The following is a 16,567-nucleotide window of genomic DNA, read 5'->3' on the forward strand; positions in this document are numbered from 1 at the left end:
CCCCGGGTCACCCCGTCCTCACCTTCGAATCGCGTGAATGGCCGCATCCGGCGCCGGAATCGGACCATTTGCGCGATTCGAAAGAGGATTCCGGCCACTAGGCTCGATCCGGCAACGTCGAGAAAGGGCCCACGATGCCCTCTCGACTTCGCTGGATGCGATTCCGCCCGGAGGAGGCCGCGCTCCTCGCGATCACCGCGGTCTGGGGTGGCACCTTCCTGCTCGTGCACTGGGCGATGGACCATTCCGGACCCTGGTTCTTCGTGGCCATCCGCTTCCTGATCGCGGGTTTGATCAGCGTCGTGATCTTCCGCCGGGTGCTGCGCGGGATCCGGTGGCGCGACGTCGGCGCGGGCGTGGCGATCGGGGTGATGATCTACCTCGGCTACGGCTTGCAGACGCAGGGGCTGCAGACGATCGACAGCAGCACCTCCGCCTTCATCACCGCGATGTACGTGCCCCTGGTCCCGCTCGCGCAGTGGGCCGTGTTCCGCACGCGTCCTCCGGTCCTGGCCTTCGTCGGCGCGGGGCTGGCGTTCGTGGGACTGCTGTTCATCGCCGGGCCCGACGCCTTCGCGCTCACCCTCGGCACCGGTGAGATCGTGACCATGATCAGCACGCTGCCGATCGCCGCCGAGATCATCCTGATCAGCCTCTTTGCGGGAAAGGTCGATCTCGGCCGCATCACGGTGATCCAACTGCTGACGGCCGGCGTCCTGGGGCTGCTCACGATGCCCGTGGTGGGTGAGAGCGTGCCGGAGTTCTCGTGGATCTGGGTCGGCTGCGCGGTCGGCCTCGGAGCGGCGAGCTGTCTCATCCAGCTGACGATGAACTGGGCGCAGAAGTCGGTCTCCCCCACGCGCGCGACCATCATCTACGCGGGTGAGCCGGTGTGGGCCGGCGTCATCGGACGCATCGCCGGGGAGCGCCTACCCGCGACTGCACTCATCGGCGGGGCACTCGTTGTGCTCGGGATCCTCGCGAGCGAGCTGAAGCTCGTGCGGCGCACTCCGGCGGAACGCCCGTCTGACAGGTAGACAAACAGGAAGACATCCGAGGGTCGGGGAATACTCCGCTGGACTGCGCGTTGCACCCGGCATGATTGAAACTTCAACCGTCGCTCCGGTCGCCACGGAACGCACGCGCGTCCGGGTGCCGCTGCGCTTCGGCGACGGCTTCTCCACGACCGCCGACGTCGTCACCTTCGACGGGCTCGTCGACGGCCGCGAGCACCTGCTGCTCGGACTCGGCGATTGGCGTGCAGCGCTCGAACGCGCGACCGAAGGCGGGGAAGCCCCGCTCGTGCGCCCGCACAGCGAGTGCCTGACCGGCGACGTCTTCGGCTCGGAGCGCTGCGACTGCGGCCCGCAGCTGCGCGAAGCCGTGGAGCGGATCGCGGAGGACGGCGGCTTCCTGCTCTACCTGCGACAGGAAGGTCGGGGCATCGGTCTCTACGCCAAGCTCGACGCCTACGCCCTGCAGGACGCGGGGCTGGACACCTACGAGGCGAACGTCGCCCTGGGACACGGCGAGGACGAGCGCGACTACACCGTGGCCGCCCAGATGCTGAACGCGATCGGCGTCGACGGCATCCGCCTGCTCAGCAACAACCCCGACAAGGCCGTGCAGCTTGAAGCGCTCGGCATCCGCGTGACCGAGCGGGTGCGCACCGAGGTGCACCTGTCGGAGTCCAACTCGCGCTACCTGCAGGCCAAGAGGGACCACACGGCGCACACGCTCGACCTGTCGGCGGCGTGACACCCGGCGTGACACCCGAGGAGGACACCATGACGGCGGAGCAGCAGCATCCGCGGCGACTCGACGACACCGAGATGGACACCTGGCTCCCCGTCATCCGGTTCGTCCAGCTCCTCCCGCAGGTGCTCGACCGCACCCTCAAGGAGGAGGTCGGCCTCAACCACGCCCGCTACGCCATCCTCGTCACACTCGCCGGGCAGGGGGACGGCATCGTCACGATGACCGAACTGGCACGCATCGCGGGGCTCAGCCGCTCACGCCTGAGCCATGCCCTCGACTCGCTCGAGGAGCGTGGCTGGGTCGAGCGCACGTCCTGCAGCACCGACAAGCGAACCCTGTCGGCCGCTCTCACCCCTGCGGGTCGGGAGATGCTGCGCACGGCGGCTCCGGTGCACGTCGAGCAGGTGCGCGAACTGGTGCTGGATCCGCTCACCCCCGAGGAGCGCGACCAGCTCGGGTCGATCCTCGGCAAGTTGCTGCCGGGAGTCACCGCAGCCCTGTAAAGGTCCGGTTCTGCTCTGAGCAGAACCGCTCGAAGCCTCCACAGACACCGGTTTATCGTGAGGCATGGCCGACATCGTCCCGTTCCCGCGCACTCCTCGTTCCGACCGTCCACAGCCCCACGGACCCGAGCCCCTGTGGCGACACCTCCTGGGCGACCAGCTGCGCCGACGTCGACACGACCGCGACGAGACGCTCACCGTCACCGCGGAGAAGGCCGGCCTCTCGCCGCAATACCTCTCCGAGGTCGAGCGCGGGTTGAAGGAGCCGTCGAGCGAGATGATCGCCGCCATCGCGGGGGCTCTGGACACGAGCCTGATCGAGCTCACGAGCGCCGTCGCCGAGGAACTCCGCGCGACCACCACGGTCCCGCGCGGCGCCTTCGCTCTCGCCGCCTGAGCCGCGCGCGTCAGCCATCCGTCCGGCAGCGTGCTCACCTGCCCTGCGGCGTGCTCACCTGCCCGGCAGCGTGCTTCACCTGCATGAGCCGCGGACGGATGCATGACCACGAGCACCGCGCCACTCATGCATCCGTCCCCGAGTCATGCATCCGTCTGTCATCATCCGTCCGTCATCCGTCCGCGAGTCATGCATCCGTCCCCGAGTCATGCATCCGTCCGCGAGTCGTGCATCCGTCCGCGAGTCATGCATCCGTCCGCGAGTCATGCATCCGTCCGCGAGTCATGCATCCGTCCGAGGGGGTCGTCAGGTGCGCGCGCCCAGCACGGTGTCGATCAGGCCGTAGTCCCGGGCGGCGGAGGCGGTGAAGACCCGGTCTCGGTCGGTGTCGGCGCGCAGCTCCGGAACCGTGCGACCCGTGTGCTCGGCGAGGATCTCTTCCATGTCGGAGCGCACCCGCACCACCTCGTCCGCCGCGAGGATCAGGTCGGGGATCGCACCTCGGGACTGTCCCGCGGGCTGATGCAGCACGATGCGCGCGTGCGCGAGGGCGGCTCGCTCCCCAGATTCACCCGCGGCGACGAGCAGCGCTGCGGGTCCGATCGCCTGTCCGACACACGTCGTGGCGATGCGCGGGCGGATGTGCCGCATGGTGTCGTAGATCGCCAGCGCCGCTCCGGGGTCGCCGCCCTCGCTGTTGATGTAGAACTGGATGCCGGACTCCGGGCTGTCGGCGTCGAGGTGCAGCAGTTGGGCGATCAGCGCGTTGGCGACGCCCGCATCGATGCCGGTGCCGAGATAGATGACGCGCTCGGCGAGGAGGTGCGAGTACACGTCCATGACCCGCTCCCCCCGGGGATGCTGCGCGATCACGTTCGGGATCGTGTAGCTGCTCATGCGTCCGCCCCCAGTCCGACCCGCGGGCGTCGTCGCGGCATCACCTCGGCGATCGAAGCCACGATCCCGTCGATGAACCCGTACTCCTGCGCCTGGGTCGCGGTGTACCAGCGGTCGTGGAGCGAATCCTCGAAGATGCGCTCGAGGGGCTGCCCCGTGTCGGCGGAGATGAGTCCGAGCACGGTGTCACGCATGTGGCGCAGATCGTCGGCCTGCGTCTCGAGCTCGCCGGCGGACCCGCCGATCCCCGCGGACCCCTGATGCATCAGGATGCGCGCGTGCGGGAGGGCGCGTCGCTTGCCCGGCGTGCCCGCGGAGAGCAGGAACTGCCCCGCACTGCAGGCAAGGCCCAGGGCCAGGGTCGCGACGTCGTTCGGGACGAGTTGCATGAGGTCGCGGATCGCGAGCATGGACGGCACGGAGCCGCCGGGCGAGTGGATCCAGAGGGCGATGTCGGCGACGGGGTCCTCGGACGACAGTGCGAGCAGCTGCGTCATCAGCAGGGTGCCGTTGTCGTCGTCGAGCGCGCCGTCGAGCACGAGCACCCGCTCGTGGAACAGCGCACGCCGGGCCTCGGGGCCGAAGTGCGGGATGGGGTTGTCTTCGCTCATGCCCCCAGCTTCCGCTCTCGCGTGCCGCGTCCGGCGGGATTCTGCCGTGGGCGGCTCTGCCCTGAGCAGATGTCGAAAACGCGCCGTAACATCGCCGACTCACGGCACCCCTACCCTCGAGCTCATGGCGAAGCAGAAGGCACCGGCCTGGCAGTGGTCGGAAGACGGACTCAACTTCCGCACCCGCAAGTGGGTGCGCCCGGAAGACCTCAATGCGAACGGCTCCCTGTTCGGCGGGAGCCTGCTGAAGTGGATCGATGAGGAGGCGGCGATCTACGCGATCGTCCAGCTCGGCAACTACCGCGCCGTCACCAAGCACATCTCGGAGATCAACTTCGAAGCCTCCGCGGTGCAGGGGGATCTGATCGAGATCGGCCTGCAGGCCACACACTTCGGCACGACCTCATTGACGATGCGCGCGGTGGCCCGCAACATGATCACCCGCAAGCGCATCCTGACGATCGAGAAGATCGTGTTCGTGAGCCTGGACGACGACGGGGTGCCCACCCCGCACGGCTACCACGAGATCACCTACGATCGCGATCGGATGCCGACCGAGCGCATCGCGACCGGGACGATCCGACTGCCCTCGCTCTGACGCGGATCCCCCTGCGGCTACGCGGGAACGGCCTCTGCCGGCGCGCCGTTGCGGGAGGAATCGGCGACCGTGAAGGCCTGCGCGAGATCCGCGATCAGGTCATCGACGTCCTCCAACCCGATCGACAGCCGCAGCACATCGGCGGCCGGGCGGGCCTCGGGCGGCACGGGCCGGTGGGTGAGCGCCGCCGGGTGCTGGATCAGCGAGTCCACGCCGCCGAGCGAGACGGCATGGGTGAACAACCTCGTCGCCGTCGTCACGGCGGAGGCGGCAGCGAATCCGCCGCGCATCCGGATCGCGATCATCGCCCCCGTGCCGCGCATCTGCCGTTCCAGGATGCCGCGCGGATCGCCGTCGAGCCCGGGATAGAAGACCTCGGCGACCTCCGGCCGGTCGATCAGCCACTGCACGACCCGCTGCGCACTCCCCTGCTGGTGCCGCACCCGCACCGGCAGGGTCGTGAGGCCGCGGTGCAGCAGGTACGCCCCGAGCGGATGCAGGAGCCCCCCGGTCACCGCCCGCACGCGGCGCAGCGCCTCCGCGGTCTCTTCGCTGCAGGCGACGACACCGGCGATGACATCGCCGTGGCCGCCGAGGTATTTGGTGGCGCTGTGCAGCGACATCGCGGCGCCCAGATCGATCGGGTTCTGCAGCACCGGGGTCGCGAACGTGTTGTCGACCACGACCGGCACCGACCCGGCCTGGCGCACCACATCGGCGATGTCGGCGATGTCGAGGGTCGGGTTCGCCGGGGTCTCGACGACGACGAGGCCGGTGTCCGGACGCACGGCGGCGGCGACCTCGTCGGGATGGCAGTACGTGGTCTCGACGCCGAGCAGTCCGGAGCCGAGCAGGTGATCGGTGCCGCCGTAGAGCGGACGCACCGCGACCACGTGGCGTGCGCCCGTCGCGCCGGTGTGCGCGAGGATCACCGCTGTCATCGCCGCCATCCCCGAGGCGAACGCGACCGAGGCCTCTGCATGCTCGAGTTCGGCCAGAGCGTCCTCGAACCGGGCGGCCGTGGGGTTCCAGAGCCGGGCGTAGACCATGCTGCCGTCCGCCGGCGGGCGACCACCTGTGGCCATGGCCTCGTACGAGTCGCCCCCGCGCTCGATGTCGGGGAGCGGATTGGTCGTCGACAGGTCGATCGGCAACGCGTGCACCCCGAGACCCTCGAGGTCGGAACGGCCGCTGTGAACGGCGACGGTGTCGGGATGCAACGGTGCAGTCATGCCTCCACGTTGCCGGAATCGCGGCGCTTTTGCAGGAAGTCGACAGGATCCACCGTGAATCGAGGCTGTTTCGCTATTCTGTGCAGGATCCGTCCGACGAAGGAGCCGAAGGTTGGCGAAAGCACAACTCGATGAGACCGACCTCGAACTGCTCGCGGTCCTCACCCGCGACGCCGAGATCACGAACAAAGCCCTGGCGCACCGCCTGCGTCTCGCCGAGTCGACCTGCGCGCATCGCGTGCGCTCCCTGCGCGAGCGCGGGGTGATCCGCGACACCCGCATCCGTGTGGATGGCGCAGCCCTGGGCTTCCCGCTGCAGGCGATCATCAAGGTGCGGCTCGCGAATCACACGGGCGACAAGGTGACGGCGTTGTTCGATGCGCTCGCCGGCGTCCCGCGTGTGCTGCAGGTGTTCCACGTCGCCGGCGTCGACGACTTCCTCGTGCATGTGGCTGTGGAGGACGCGACGGCGCTCCGCGACATCGTCCTCGAGCACATCACCGTCCATCCCGTCGTGCGCGGCACCGAGACCCAACTCGTGTTCGAACTGCGCGACGGCCCCGGCCCCCTCCCCCGCTGACCCCCCTCCCGTCCCGTCCCCCCCGTCCCGTCCCCCGTCCCGTCCCCCGCCGGTTGCGGGATCAAAAGTGCGCCGGAGACGGGGCTGTCAGGCGCGTTTCTGCACTCGCACGCGACAAGATGGAACGCGCGTCAAGATGGAACGCGCGACAAGATGGAACACGCGAGCAAGGGAGCACCATGAGCCGCAGCGCGACCGCCGCCACGCAGAGCATCCGCGAGATGCGGGACTTCCTCTTCGCCCATGCGACGGACTACGCGGCCGCGCGAGCAGGGTTCGCCTGGCCCGAGGTCGACGAGTTCAACTTCGCCCTCGAATGGTTCGACGTGGTCGCCGCCGAGAAGCCGGATCGCCCCGCGGTGCAGATCGTCGAAGCCGACCTGAGCCTGCGCACCTGGACCTACGGCGAGCTCTCGACGCGATCCGACCAGGTCGCCGCCTGGCTCACCGGCCTCGGCCTCCGCCGGGGCGACCACGTGATCGTGATGCTGAACAACACGATCGAGCTGTGGGAGGTGATGCTGGCGATCACGAAGATCGGCGCGGTGTCGATCCCCACGTCCACGCTCCTGTCGGCATCGGACCTCGAGTACCGCGTCGACCACGGCCGCGCCCGCGCCGTCATCACCCTCGGAACCCTCGGCGACCGGCTCCTGACCCTCGACCCCGGCATCATGCGCATCGGTGTGGGCGACGGCATCCCCGGGGGGTGGGAGCGCTTCGACGACTCGGCCGACGCCCCCGCCACCTTCGAGCCGGTCGGACCCACCCCCGCGTCCGACACCGCTCTGCTCTACTTCACCTCGGGCACCACGAACCGCCCGAAGCTCGTGCAGCACACCCACGTCTCGTACCCGGTCGGACACCTGTCGACCATGTGGTGGCTCGGGGTGCGCCCCGACGACGTGCACCTCAACATCTCGTCGCCCGGTTGGGCGAAGCACGCCTGGTCGAGCTTCTACTCGCCGTTCCTCGCCGAGGCGACCGTGTTCGTCTACAACTACGCGCGCTTCGACGCGAACACCCTCATGCAGGTCATGGAGACTCACCACGTCTCGACGTTCTGTGCACCGCCCACCGTCTGGCGGATGCTGATCCAGGCCGATCTCTCGCGTCTCACCCACCCTCCGCGCGAGCTGGTCGGTGCGGGTGAACCGTTGAATCCCGAGGTCATCGACCGGGTGCGCGATGCGTGGGGCGGCACGATCCGCGACGGGTTCGGGCAGACCGAGATGACGGCGTGCATCGGGAATTCTCCGGGTCAGACCGTGAAGGTCGGATCCATGGGGCGTCCCCTCCCCGGCTACCCCGTCGTCCTGCTCGACCCGGTCACCGGGGCCGTCGTCGAGCACGAAGGGGAGATCGCACTTGATCTGACGAACCCGCCGCTCGGGTTGATGGCGGGCTACTTCGACGACCCGGAGAAGACGGCGCAGTCACGCGCCGGCGGCTACCACCACACCGGTGACATCGCGGTGCGCGATGCCGACGGATACCTCACCTACGTCGGGCGCTCCGACGACGTGTTCAAGGCCTCGGACTACAAGATCTCGCCGTTCGAGCTCGAGTCGGTGCTGCTCGAACACGACCTCGTGGTCGAGGCGGCGGTGATCCCGAGCCCGGATCCGACACGGTTGGCCGTGCCGAAAGCGTATGTCTGCCTTACCCCCGGAGCCACAGTCGCCGACACGGACGCCGCCCAAGCGATCTTCACCTACGCCCACGAGCGCCTGTCGTCGCACCTGTGGGTGCGGATCATCGAGTTCGTGCCCGAGCTGCCGAAGACCATCTCCGGCAAGATCCGTCGTGTCGAGCTGCGTGGGCGCGAGGCCGCGCGCGTGGAAGCCGGCGACGAAGCCGGACAGCACCGCGACCGCGACTATCGCTGACGGCTCAGGGGACCACCGCGATCGACGCGGTCGTCGGTGACGTCACCACGCGCGCCGTTTTGGACCCGACCGCGGGCCTCGACACCGGCACGGCTGCGGGCAATGCCTCATCCGTCTCACGCGCCGGCCGTCCGGCACCGGCCGCGGTCATGATGGCCCGCACGACACCGCCGATCACCAGCATCCCGACCAGCGCCGCTCCCGAAAGGATCAACGGCGTCCATTCCTGGGCGAACGACGCCGTGACGCTCAGCAGCGCACCGACGATCCACACCCCCACGGCTCCCCCGGCGAGCCCTCCGGACCCGCGGATCACCGCGACCGCCGCCACGATCGCACAGGCGGCGGCGATCGCCGCGCCCACATAACCGATCGGCACCATCACCGCAGCCAGATCGCTGGCCACTCTCATTGTCGTCATGACGACCCCCCGTCAGCGGAAATCCCGCTACCTCGACACTAGAAGTGTGTCCCGGAAAGGCCATCCGTCTCAAGTCCGATCCACATCATCCTGCAGACGGATATCTCGCTGGCGCGAAGGCGGCGTGGCGGACCCTCAGCGCCGACTCGGCCACCGCAGCCGGCGGGCGCGCACCACGCGCACGGGCTGGGTGACGACGGCGTCCACGACCATCGAGCCGTCGGTCGGTCCGACGATCGCGATCGCCGAGGTCTCGGTCGCCTCGGCAGGCGCGACCGGGAGATGCGCGAGCGCCCGGTGCGCGCGGATGTAGGCGGGCACCAGCAGCACGATCGCCCCCACCCAGGCGAGCGGATTGCTCAGGGCGACGCCGTCGAACCCGATCCAGGCTCCGAGGACGATGGCTGCCCCGACGCGCATCACCAACTCGATCACGCCGGTCACGGTGGGCACGAGCGTGTGGCCGAGGCCCTGGAGTGCGCCGCGCAGCACGAACAGCATGCCGAGCGCCCAATAGCCGCAGCCGTTGATGATCAGCATCCGATGCGCCATGTCGACGACGTCGTCGGATCCCTCTCCGATGAACAGGCGCACCATCGGCGCACCGAAGGCGATCAGCAGCACGCCGAGCACCACGCCGGCGCCGACCGCCATCCACGTCGCTTCGACGACACCACGACGGATGCGATCGGGCCGACGTCCGCCGTGGTTCTGCGCCACGTACATCGAGACCGCGAGGCCGAGCGAGGAGAGCAGCGCGACCGCGAGACTGTCGACCCGGGATCCCGTCGTGTACGCGGCGACGGCATCAGCTCCGAGGGTGTTCAACGCCACCTGCACGGTGAGCGTGCCGATCGCGATGATCGAGGCCTGGAAGCCCATCGGCAGGCCGAGGCGCAGGTGCTCGGCGATGTCGTCCCGCCCGATGCGCCAGTCGGCACGGCGGAGGTGCAGCATGGGCAGGCGGCGGCGCACGAACTCGAGACACAGCGCCACCGAGACGGCCTGCGCCACGACGGTCGCGAGGGCGGCTCCGCCCACACCCCATCCGAGCGGGCCGACCATCAGGACGACGAGTCCGACGTTCAACGCACAGGCGATGGTGAGGAAGACCAGGGGCGTCTTGGAGTCGCCGATGGCGCGGATGATCGCCGAGAGGTAGTTGAAGAACATGGTCGCGCTGGCGCCCAGGAAGCTGATCTGCGTGAAGGTCGTGGCTTCGGGCATGAGCTCGGCCGGTGTCTGCAGCAGCGCCAGGATGGGACCGGCGAGCAGCGGCGCCGCGACCGTGAGGATCACACTGGTGATGGCGCTGAGGAACACACCCGTCGCGACGGAGCGGCGTACGGCGGCATCGTCACGCGCGCCGAACGCCTGCGCGATCGGGATCGCGAATCCACTCGTCAGACCCCAGGCGAACCCGAGGAGCAGGAACAGCAGGCTGCCGGTTGCACCCACGGCGGCGAGCGAGGTGACGCCGAGGTGCCTGCCGACGACGATCGCGTCGGCGAACTGGTAGAGCTGCTGGACCACATTGCCGAGCAGGAGGGGGATGGAGAAGGCAAGGATGACGCGCCACGGACGGCCCGTGGTGAGGGAGGTGGCCATGAAGGAGCGGCTCGCAGAGCTGGGGGATGGATCGGGGTGCACACCAGCATATCGAATCGATTCGAAGGCGGGGTCAGGCGGACTTCGCCGGGAGCAGACGCTTGCGCAAGGCCAGGAAGAGCTGGAGATGCCGGAAGGCTCAGAGCAGACCGGTGTCGCGGGCGATGGCGATGGCGCGGGCACGACTGTCGGCGCCGAGCTTCTCGAACACGTGCACGAGGTGCGTCTTCACGGTGGCCTCCGTCACGAACAGGGTCTTCGCGATCTCGCGGTTCGAGGCGCCCGTGTCGAGCAGCCGGAGCACCGCCAGCTCACGTTCGGTCAGCCGCACCCGCGGTGCGCGCATGACCTGCACGACCCTTTCGCTGAGTTCCGGGGTGAGCACGAGCCCTCCGGCGGCCGCCTGACGGATCGCGCGAACGATGTCTTCGGGTGCCACATCCTTCAGCAGGTACCCGGATGCGCCGGCTTCGATCGCCCCGAGGATCTCGGCGTCACGGTCGAACGTGGTCAGGATGAGGACGGCGGGCGCCGGATCCAGCCCGCGGAGCGCGGCCGTCGTCTGCACACCGTCCATGCCATCACCGAGCCGCAGATCGCAGAGCACGACGTCCGGATGCAGGTGTCGCGCGAGAGCCACGGCCTCCTCGCCGGAGGCGGACTCCCCGACCACCTCGACGTCGTCACGATGGTCGAACAGCGAGCGCACTCCGGCCCGGACGATCGGATGGTCGTCGACGAGCAGCACGCGTACGGCGGTCATGCCGTGCCCTCCGTCCGCTGCGCCGGCGCTGTTCCACCGAGCGGGACATGGGCGGACAACGCGGTGCCGTCGCCCGGGGCGCTCTCCACGTCGAGCCCTCCGCCGAGTTCCCGCAGCCGCGCGCGCATCGACCGCAGCCCGTAGCCCCCGCCCCGGCTGCCGATTCCGCCCTGCGTGTCCCAGTGCCGGGCGTCGAAGCCGATCCCGTCATCGACGATGTCGAGCCGCACCGCGTCACCGGCGTCGGCCAGGGTGACCACGACGCGAGAGGCCTCGGCATGGGACCGGACGTTCGCGAGAGCGGACTGCGCCGTCCGCAACAGGGCGACCTCCGCGTCGATGCCGAGCGCCGGGAGGTCGTCGTCGGCGTTCAGCGTGCCCTCGATCCCGGTCTCTTCGGCCAGTCGTGCGAGCATGCGGGCGAGCGCGTCGCCGAGCGCGGTGGACTCGAGTTCGGCCGGCATCAGCGCGTTCACGATGCGCCGCGCGTCCGCCATCCCCTCCGTGGCGAGCGCACCGATCTGTTCGAGCGCGCGGGTGCGCTGTGCCGGATCATCCGCCTCCAGCGCCGACCGTGCCAGCATCCCGATCGAGGACACGCTCTGCGCGACCGTGTCGTGGATGTCGCGAGAGACCCGGGTGCGTTCCGCGCTCGCCCCCGACTCGCGCTGGGTACGGGCGAGCTCGTCCTGCAGGGCCGCCATCTCCTCCTGCGTCGCGACGAGAGACGCGATCAGTCGACGCCTTTCCCGGCCGTCACGCACGAGCTCGAGGTACCCGCGGGAGATCCCCAGCGCGAAGACACCGCCGACGAGAGGACCGATCACGTTCGCGTAAGTCGTGGTGCCGGTGTGCAGCAGCGGGGCGGTGACCACGACGGCGAGCACCACCACGCTCAGCAGCAGCGCCCACCGCAGGCGCATCACGAAGCCGGCGAGCAGCCACAGCGGGAACGCGAGCCACACGAACTCCGGAGAGACCACGACCGCGCCGAGCCAGATGAGCGTCAGCCCGAGCAGCCACCCGGTCGCCAGACGACGGTCGGAGGTCCGCTCGCCCAGCAGCAGGCCGCCGCCGTACCAGCCGAGGAAGACGAGTGAGAGGGCGAGCACCCACGGCAGCGGGACGCCGTCGGCGGCCGCACGCCAGGCGCCGATCGCGACCAGCACGACCGTGATGACGGCCTGGCCGATCCGGATCGACCCGACCAGGCTCGCCCACGTGCGCGGCGCGCGGATCCCTGCCGCGGGGTCGACGCGGCCGGGACGCTCAGCCCGCGTCTGCGGGGACGGCGACTGCGGCATCCTCGTATTCTCCCCCGCGCGGGCGGTCTCCGTGTCGATCGGAGCGGGATCCGGCACCCCCGACCTTCCCCGGCCACCACATCCGCTCGCCGACGAGGGCGAACATCGCAGGGACCACCAGGGTGCGCACGACGAAGGTGTCGACGAGCACCCCGATCCCGACGATGAGCCCGATCTGTCCGAGCGTGACCAGGGGCAGCAACCCGAGCGCCGCGAACACCGCCGCGAGCACGACTCCGGCGCTGGTGATCACCCCACCCGTCGCGGTGACGGCTCGCACCATCCCCTGCCGCGTCCCGACCGTCTGCGCCTCGATCCTGGCGCGATGGACGAGGAAGATCGTGTAGTCGATCCCGAGCGCCACGAGGAACAGGAAGGACAGCAGCGGCACCTGCAGGTCGAGCGACTCCCATCCGAACACGACCCGGCTCAGCCACGTGCCCGCACCGATCGCCGCGACCGCGCTGAGGATGTTCACCGCGAGCAGCAGCACGGGTGCCACCAGGGAGCGCAGCAGCACGATGAGCACGAGCAGGCTGACCGCGAGCACGAGCGGGACGATGAGCAGCAGATCGCGCTGATTGCCCTCGCGCGCGTCGAGATCCGCGGCGACGGGCCCCCCGACCACGGCATCCGCCTCCGGCACCGACGCCGCGGCCGCCCGCACGGCACTCACCAGATCGAGACTCTCGGTCGTGCCCGGCGCCGGCTCCCCGACGACGAGCAGACGGGTGAGCGCGCCGTCGCTGCTGTCGCCCGTGGCCGACACCCGCAGCACACCCGGCACGTCGTCGATCGCCGCGGCCAGCGCCTCGGCCTCCGCCGTCCCCCCGATCACGACCATCGGCTGCGCCTCTCCTGCGGGGAAGTGATCTCCGAGCGTCGTCAGCCCTGCGGCGGATTCCGACGCGACCCGGAACTTCTCGACCTGGGTGAGCCCGACGGATGCCCCGGCCAGACCGCCGGCGAGGACACCGAGGAGCGCGAGGCCGCCGACCAGAGGCACCCACGGGCGACGGGACACGCGCTGTGCCACCACGCCCCACACGCGCCCGGTGACGGCGGTGTCGCCCACGCGCGGCGCGAACGGCCAGAAGAGCCGACGACCGCACACGGCGAGCGCCGGCGGGAGCACCAGCAGCACGGCGGCGAGCGCGATCAGGAGTCCGACGGCCGAGGCGATGCCGAGCCCCCGCGTGCCCGGGATCACGGCGAGGGCCAGCGTCGACAGCGCAAGGACCACGGTGACGTTCGAGGCGACGATCGCCGAAGCGGTGGCCCGCCACGCGGCGACCAGGGCGCGGCGGTGATCGGCCTCACGGGCGAGCTCTTCGCGATAGCGCGAGATGAGCAGCAGGGCATAGTTCGTCCCGGCCCCGAACACGAGCACGCTGACGATGCCGGAATCGAACTGCAGACCGAGCCCGGCGCCGATCGCGGCGGTCGCCTTGTTCGCCAGCTGATCGGCCAGCGCGACGACGACGAGCGGGATCATCCAGAGCACGGGTGAGCGATAGGTGACGATGAGCAGCAGTGCGACGATCCCGAGGGTCACGATCAGCAAGGTGAAGTCGGCGCCATCGAACGCGGAGGCGACGTCCACACCGAACGCGGGACCACCGGTGACCTGCACACCGACCCCATCGATCGGATGCGCCGCCACCGTGTCGCGCAGAGCGTGCACGGCCTCCGCGGCGGCATCATCACCGCCGTCGAGCGTCAGCGTCGCCTGGATCGCTGCGGCCTCGCCGTCGTCGCTGACGATCGGACCACGCGGTTCGTGTCCGGTCTCCTCCTCGACGTCGGCCGCGAGGGCACCGAGGGCGGTGAGGTCGGCGTCGCGGAGCTCCCCGCCGTCGTCACGGGCGGCGACCAGCAGCACCGTGTGCTCGTCCGCGTCGGGGAACTGTTCGGCGAGCATCGCCGCCTGTGCGGATTCCGAGTCGGGCGGGGCGACGTCGGTGCCGGCGGGAAGCGACGCCCGTCCGAGCGCACCGAGGAGGGCGGTGAAGGCGACCACCGCGATCAGCAGGGAGACCCACGCGCCGCGACGGGAGGTGAGCCACAGGGGGAGGGAACGGAGGGTGCGGAGCATGGATCCAGTCCAGCCGCCGCGACTCCCCCGTGGATCGCGCGCGGGGCGGAGACGGGTCTCCACCCTTCGATGGATCCGCTCCGGGCGGAATGCCGGCCTGGGTATCGTGAGGCGGGTGACCTCCGCCCGCACCTATCCCGCCACCATCGCCGCGGCGGTCGCGCACGAGACGGTCGTCCGCAAGTCGCGCTTCCTCACGCACGTCGAGCCCGTGACCTCGGTCGAGCAGGCGGAGGCGGTGATCGCGGGGATCCGCAAGAGGGCCTGGGACGCGAACCACAACTGCACCGCGATGGTCACCGGCCTGCTCGGCGATCAGGCCCGGTCGTCGGATGACGGGGAGCCCTCGGGCACGGCCGGGATCCCGATGCTGGAAGTGCTGCGTCGGCGTGGCCTGACCGACGTGGTCGCCGTGGTGACGCGGTACTTCGGCGGGGTGAAGCTCGGGGCGGGAGGGCTCGTGCGCGCATACTCCTCCGCGGTGTCGGAGACCCTCGACCAGGCGGCCCTCGTGCGCAGGGCAGCGCTGCGGCAGGTGACGCTCGAGGTGCCGCACGCCGACGCGGGTCGCTACGACAACCTGCTGCGCGAGTGGGCGGCTCATCACGGTGCGACGCTCGGTGAACCGACGTATGCCGCGACGGCCACGCTCGAGCTGTGGGCCCCGCAGACGGAGCTCCCTCGACTCACCGACGATCTGGCCGCCGCGTCCGCGGGAGCTGTCGTCCCGGTGCTCGGCGTCGAGCGCATCGTCGACGTGCCCGCCTGACCCCCTTCGAATCGCGAAGGAAGCCAGTCGGGTGGATATCCTGGATGCCGCGGTCGCGGAGGGAGAGCGATGTTCGACAGTCCGCTCTCGGCGTCGGCCTATGAGGTCCTCGGCGTCGACCCCTCGATCGATGAGGACGGGTTGCGCCGCGCCTACCGCCTGCGCCTCCGGCAGACCCATCCGGACACGGGCGGCGACGCCGCTGTCTTCATCCAGGTGCAGCGCGCGTGGGAACTGGTCGGCACCGTCGAGAGCCGTGCCGCCTACGATCGCCGAACCGGCGTGACCCACGATGCCGGTGCCGAGTGGAGCGGATGGCGACCCCCGGCCGCTCGCACCGACACACGTCCGCGCGCCCGTGCCTACGGCCACCCCGGAGGCTGGCGCCGGGAGCGCTACCTGGCGCTCATCCGCGAATGGGCGGGACGCGGCGTCGACGTGCCCGACCCCTACGACCCCGCCCTGGTGCGCTCGGCACCGCGTGACGTGCGCCGCCTCCTCGCCGATGCCCTCGCGGAAGAGGCGACGGCGCGCACGGTCTCCGACCTCGGCATGGGCTACACCGTCTGGCACGACGTCGTGGCCGGAGCAGACGCCGACGACAAGCTCGACCATGTGATCCTCGGCCCCTCGGGTCTGTACGGCGTGATGTCGGAGGACTTCGGCGGGGTCGTCGGCTTCCGTCGCGGCGAGATCACCGGACCGAGCCTCGGCACGCGGGCGCCCGTCACCGCGGCCCTCCGCCGGATGCGAACGATCGCCAAGGCCGCGCGCGTCCGATTCAGCGGCGCCATCATGGTGCTGCCCGATGACGACCTCGCCCAGGCCGTCACACCGTTGGGCACCAGTCGCGGAGTCCCGGTCGTGGTGGTGCGCCGCAGTGCGCTCGCCATGGTGCTGCGCCAGGGTGTGCCCCACGCGCGCGCGATCGGCGGCAACGAGCTGTTCGACGTCCGGACGCGCCTGCAGCAGACCGTCCGCTTCGTCTGACCTGCCGGTCCTCCGCTTTCGGATCGCGCGAACGATCGTATCCAGCGTCGTCGTCGCGCCATTCGGGTGATTCGAACGCCGACACGACCGGACAGGACCGCCGACAGGACCGTTGACTTCCGGAGTCAAACCGGTTTACACTCATCAAACCG

The 16,567-nt window shown here is 70.1% G+C and carries 17 protein-coding genes; 9 read left to right on the forward strand and 8 right to left on the reverse strand.

Features of this window, described 5'->3' with window-relative positions:
- The first annotated feature begins 155 nt into the window (after positions 1-155).
- The 4 genes from LRQ07_RS17220 to LRQ07_RS17235 all read left to right on the forward strand — a co-directional run bounded on the left by LRQ07_RS17220 (position 156) and on the right by LRQ07_RS17235 (position 2,658).
- Positions 156-1,037: a DMT family transporter gene (locus tag LRQ07_RS17220; protein WP_256535330.1), complete on the forward strand. Its 882-nt coding sequence runs from the start codon at positions 156-158 to the stop codon at positions 1,035-1,037.
- Between the two features lie 61 nt (positions 1,038-1,098).
- A complete protein-coding gene (locus LRQ07_RS17225) occupies positions 1,099-1,758 on the forward strand; it encodes a GTP cyclohydrolase II (protein ID WP_256535331.1) in 660 nt (219 codons plus the stop codon).
- 29 nt (positions 1,759-1,787) lie between these two features.
- Complete coding sequence (locus LRQ07_RS17230; RefSeq protein ID WP_232763874.1) at positions 1,788-2,261, forward strand: MarR family winged helix-turn-helix transcriptional regulator; 474 nt, start codon at positions 1,788-1,790, stop codon at positions 2,259-2,261.
- 64 nt (positions 2,262-2,325) lie between these two features.
- Positions 2,326-2,658, forward strand: coding sequence for a helix-turn-helix domain-containing protein (locus LRQ07_RS17235; protein ID WP_256535332.1), 333 nt, complete (start codon positions 2,326-2,328; stop codon positions 2,656-2,658).
- A gap of 306 nt (positions 2,659-2,964) precedes the next feature.
- On the opposite strand, the gene LRQ07_RS17240 is transcribed toward LRQ07_RS17235, so the two are convergent.
- Entirely contained in the window at positions 2,965-3,555 is a 591-nt protein-coding gene (locus tag LRQ07_RS17240; protein ID WP_134352502.1) for a ClpP family protease, read from the reverse strand.
- Positions 3,552-4,166 carry a ClpP family protease gene (locus LRQ07_RS17245; protein ID WP_232763872.1) on the reverse strand — a complete coding sequence of 205 codons (615 nt, stop codon included), beginning with the start codon at positions 4,164-4,166 and terminating at the stop codon, positions 3,552-3,554. The genes LRQ07_RS17240 and LRQ07_RS17245 overlap by 4 nt, the downstream gene beginning before the upstream one ends.
- A gap of 124 nt (positions 4,167-4,290) precedes the next feature.
- On the opposite strand from LRQ07_RS17245, the gene LRQ07_RS17250 reads away from it, so the two are divergent.
- Positions 4,291-4,764 (forward strand): acyl-CoA thioesterase, encoded by a 474-nt coding sequence (locus LRQ07_RS17250; protein ID WP_052193822.1) that lies wholly within the window; start codon positions 4,291-4,293, stop codon positions 4,762-4,764.
- Between the two features lie 17 nt (positions 4,765-4,781).
- Here the strand turns inward: LRQ07_RS17250 and LRQ07_RS17255 are convergent, their stop codons facing one another.
- Complete coding sequence (locus LRQ07_RS17255) at positions 4,782-5,996, reverse strand: trans-sulfuration enzyme family protein (protein ID WP_256535333.1); 1,215 nt, start codon at positions 5,994-5,996, stop codon at positions 4,782-4,784.
- Positions 5,997-6,108: 112 nt separating this feature from the next.
- Between LRQ07_RS17255 and LRQ07_RS17260 the strand changes: the two genes are divergently transcribed.
- Complete coding sequence (locus tag LRQ07_RS17260; RefSeq protein WP_047524371.1) at positions 6,109-6,576, forward strand: Lrp/AsnC family transcriptional regulator; 468 nt, start codon at positions 6,109-6,111, stop codon at positions 6,574-6,576.
- A 179-nt stretch (positions 6,577-6,755) separates the two neighbouring features.
- The gene (locus LRQ07_RS17265; RefSeq protein WP_256535334.1) at positions 6,756-8,465 is read left to right on the forward strand and encodes an AMP-binding protein; all 1,710 of its coding nucleotides are present in this window, start codon (positions 6,756-6,758) and stop codon (positions 8,463-8,465) included.
- A gap of 4 nt (positions 8,466-8,469) precedes the next feature.
- On the opposite strand, the gene LRQ07_RS17270 is transcribed toward LRQ07_RS17265, so the two are convergent.
- The 5 genes from LRQ07_RS17270 to LRQ07_RS17290 all read right to left on the reverse strand — a co-directional run bounded on the left by LRQ07_RS17270 (position 8,470) and on the right by LRQ07_RS17290 (position 14,656).
- The gene (locus LRQ07_RS17270) at positions 8,470-8,886 is read right to left on the reverse strand and encodes a hypothetical protein (RefSeq protein WP_232763869.1); all 417 of its coding nucleotides are present in this window, start codon (positions 8,884-8,886) and stop codon (positions 8,470-8,472) included.
- A gap of 135 nt (positions 8,887-9,021) precedes the next feature.
- Positions 9,022-10,494, reverse strand: coding sequence for an MATE family efflux transporter (locus LRQ07_RS17275; RefSeq protein ID WP_131494443.1), 1,473 nt, complete (start codon positions 10,492-10,494; stop codon positions 9,022-9,024).
- A 139-nt stretch (positions 10,495-10,633) separates the two neighbouring features.
- Complete coding sequence (locus tag LRQ07_RS17280; protein WP_047524552.1) at positions 10,634-11,257, reverse strand: response regulator; 624 nt, start codon at positions 11,255-11,257, stop codon at positions 10,634-10,636.
- On the reverse strand, positions 11,254-12,561 hold the full coding sequence (locus LRQ07_RS17285; RefSeq protein ID WP_256535335.1) for a sensor histidine kinase: 1,308 nt from the start codon (positions 12,559-12,561) through the stop codon (positions 11,254-11,256). The genes LRQ07_RS17280 and LRQ07_RS17285 overlap by 4 nt, the downstream gene beginning before the upstream one ends.
- Positions 12,527-14,656, reverse strand: coding sequence for an MMPL family transporter (locus LRQ07_RS17290; RefSeq protein WP_256535336.1), 2,130 nt, complete (start codon positions 14,654-14,656; stop codon positions 12,527-12,529). Before LRQ07_RS17290 ends, LRQ07_RS17285 begins: the two co-directional genes overlap by 35 nt.
- 115 nt (positions 14,657-14,771) lie before the next feature.
- On the opposite strand from LRQ07_RS17290, the gene LRQ07_RS17295 reads away from it, so the two are divergent.
- Together LRQ07_RS17295 and LRQ07_RS17300 are read left to right on the forward strand one after the other, a co-directional pair.
- Complete coding sequence (locus LRQ07_RS17295) at positions 14,772-15,425, forward strand: IMPACT family protein (RefSeq protein ID WP_256535337.1); 654 nt, start codon at positions 14,772-14,774, stop codon at positions 15,423-15,425.
- A 69-nt stretch (positions 15,426-15,494) separates the two neighbouring features.
- Complete coding sequence (locus LRQ07_RS17300) at positions 15,495-16,415, forward strand: DnaJ domain-containing protein (protein WP_248539130.1); 921 nt, start codon at positions 15,495-15,497, stop codon at positions 16,413-16,415.
- Positions 16,416-16,567 lie beyond the last annotated feature (152 nt).

Origin of the sequence: Microbacterium sp. J1-1, assembly GCF_024498615.1 — a bacterium.
Taxonomy (GTDB): domain Bacteria; phylum Actinomycetota; class Actinomycetes; order Actinomycetales; family Microbacteriaceae; genus Microbacterium; species Microbacterium aurugineum.

Excerpts from the sequence above, each read along its gene's own strand:
- LRQ07_RS17255 (WP_256535333.1), bottom strand. The coding sequence starts at position 5,996 with ATGACTGCACCGTTGCATCCCGACACCGTCGCCGTTCACAGCGGCCGT.
- LRQ07_RS17290 (WP_256535336.1), bottom strand. The coding sequence starts at position 14,656 with ATGCTCCGCACCCTCCGTTCCCTCCCCCTGTGGCTCACCTCCCGTCGC.
- LRQ07_RS17285 (WP_256535335.1), bottom strand. The coding sequence starts at position 12,561 with ATGCCGCAGTCGCCGTCCCCGCAGACGCGGGCTGAGCGTCCCGGCCGC.
- LRQ07_RS17270 (WP_232763869.1), bottom strand. The coding sequence starts at position 8,886 with ATGACGACAATGAGAGTGGCCAGCGATCTGGCTGCGGTGATGGTGCCG.
- LRQ07_RS17235 (WP_256535332.1), top strand. The coding sequence starts at position 2,326 with ATGGCCGACATCGTCCCGTTCCCGCGCACTCCTCGTTCCGACCGTCCA.
- LRQ07_RS17265 (WP_256535334.1), top strand. The coding sequence starts at position 6,756 with ATGAGCCGCAGCGCGACCGCCGCCACGCAGAGCATCCGCGAGATGCGG.
- LRQ07_RS17225 (WP_256535331.1), top strand. The coding sequence starts at position 1,099 with ATGATTGAAACTTCAACCGTCGCTCCGGTCGCCACGGAACGCACGCGC.
- LRQ07_RS17240 (WP_134352502.1), bottom strand. The coding sequence starts at position 3,555 with ATGAGCAGCTACACGATCCCGAACGTGATCGCGCAGCATCCCCGGGGG.
- LRQ07_RS17300 (WP_248539130.1), top strand. The coding sequence starts at position 15,495 with ATGTTCGACAGTCCGCTCTCGGCGTCGGCCTATGAGGTCCTCGGCGTC.
- LRQ07_RS17220 (WP_256535330.1), top strand. The coding sequence starts at position 156 with ATGCGATTCCGCCCGGAGGAGGCCGCGCTCCTCGCGATCACCGCGGTC.
- LRQ07_RS17230 (WP_232763874.1), top strand. The coding sequence starts at position 1,788 with ATGACGGCGGAGCAGCAGCATCCGCGGCGACTCGACGACACCGAGATG.
- LRQ07_RS17280 (WP_047524552.1), bottom strand. The coding sequence starts at position 11,257 with ATGACCGCCGTACGCGTGCTGCTCGTCGACGACCATCCGATCGTCCGG.
- LRQ07_RS17250 (WP_052193822.1), top strand. The coding sequence starts at position 4,291 with ATGGCGAAGCAGAAGGCACCGGCCTGGCAGTGGTCGGAAGACGGACTC.
- LRQ07_RS17245 (WP_232763872.1), bottom strand. The coding sequence starts at position 4,166 with ATGAGCGAAGACAACCCCATCCCGCACTTCGGCCCCGAGGCCCGGCGT.
- LRQ07_RS17275 (WP_131494443.1), bottom strand. The coding sequence starts at position 10,494 with ATGGCCACCTCCCTCACCACGGGCCGTCCGTGGCGCGTCATCCTTGCC.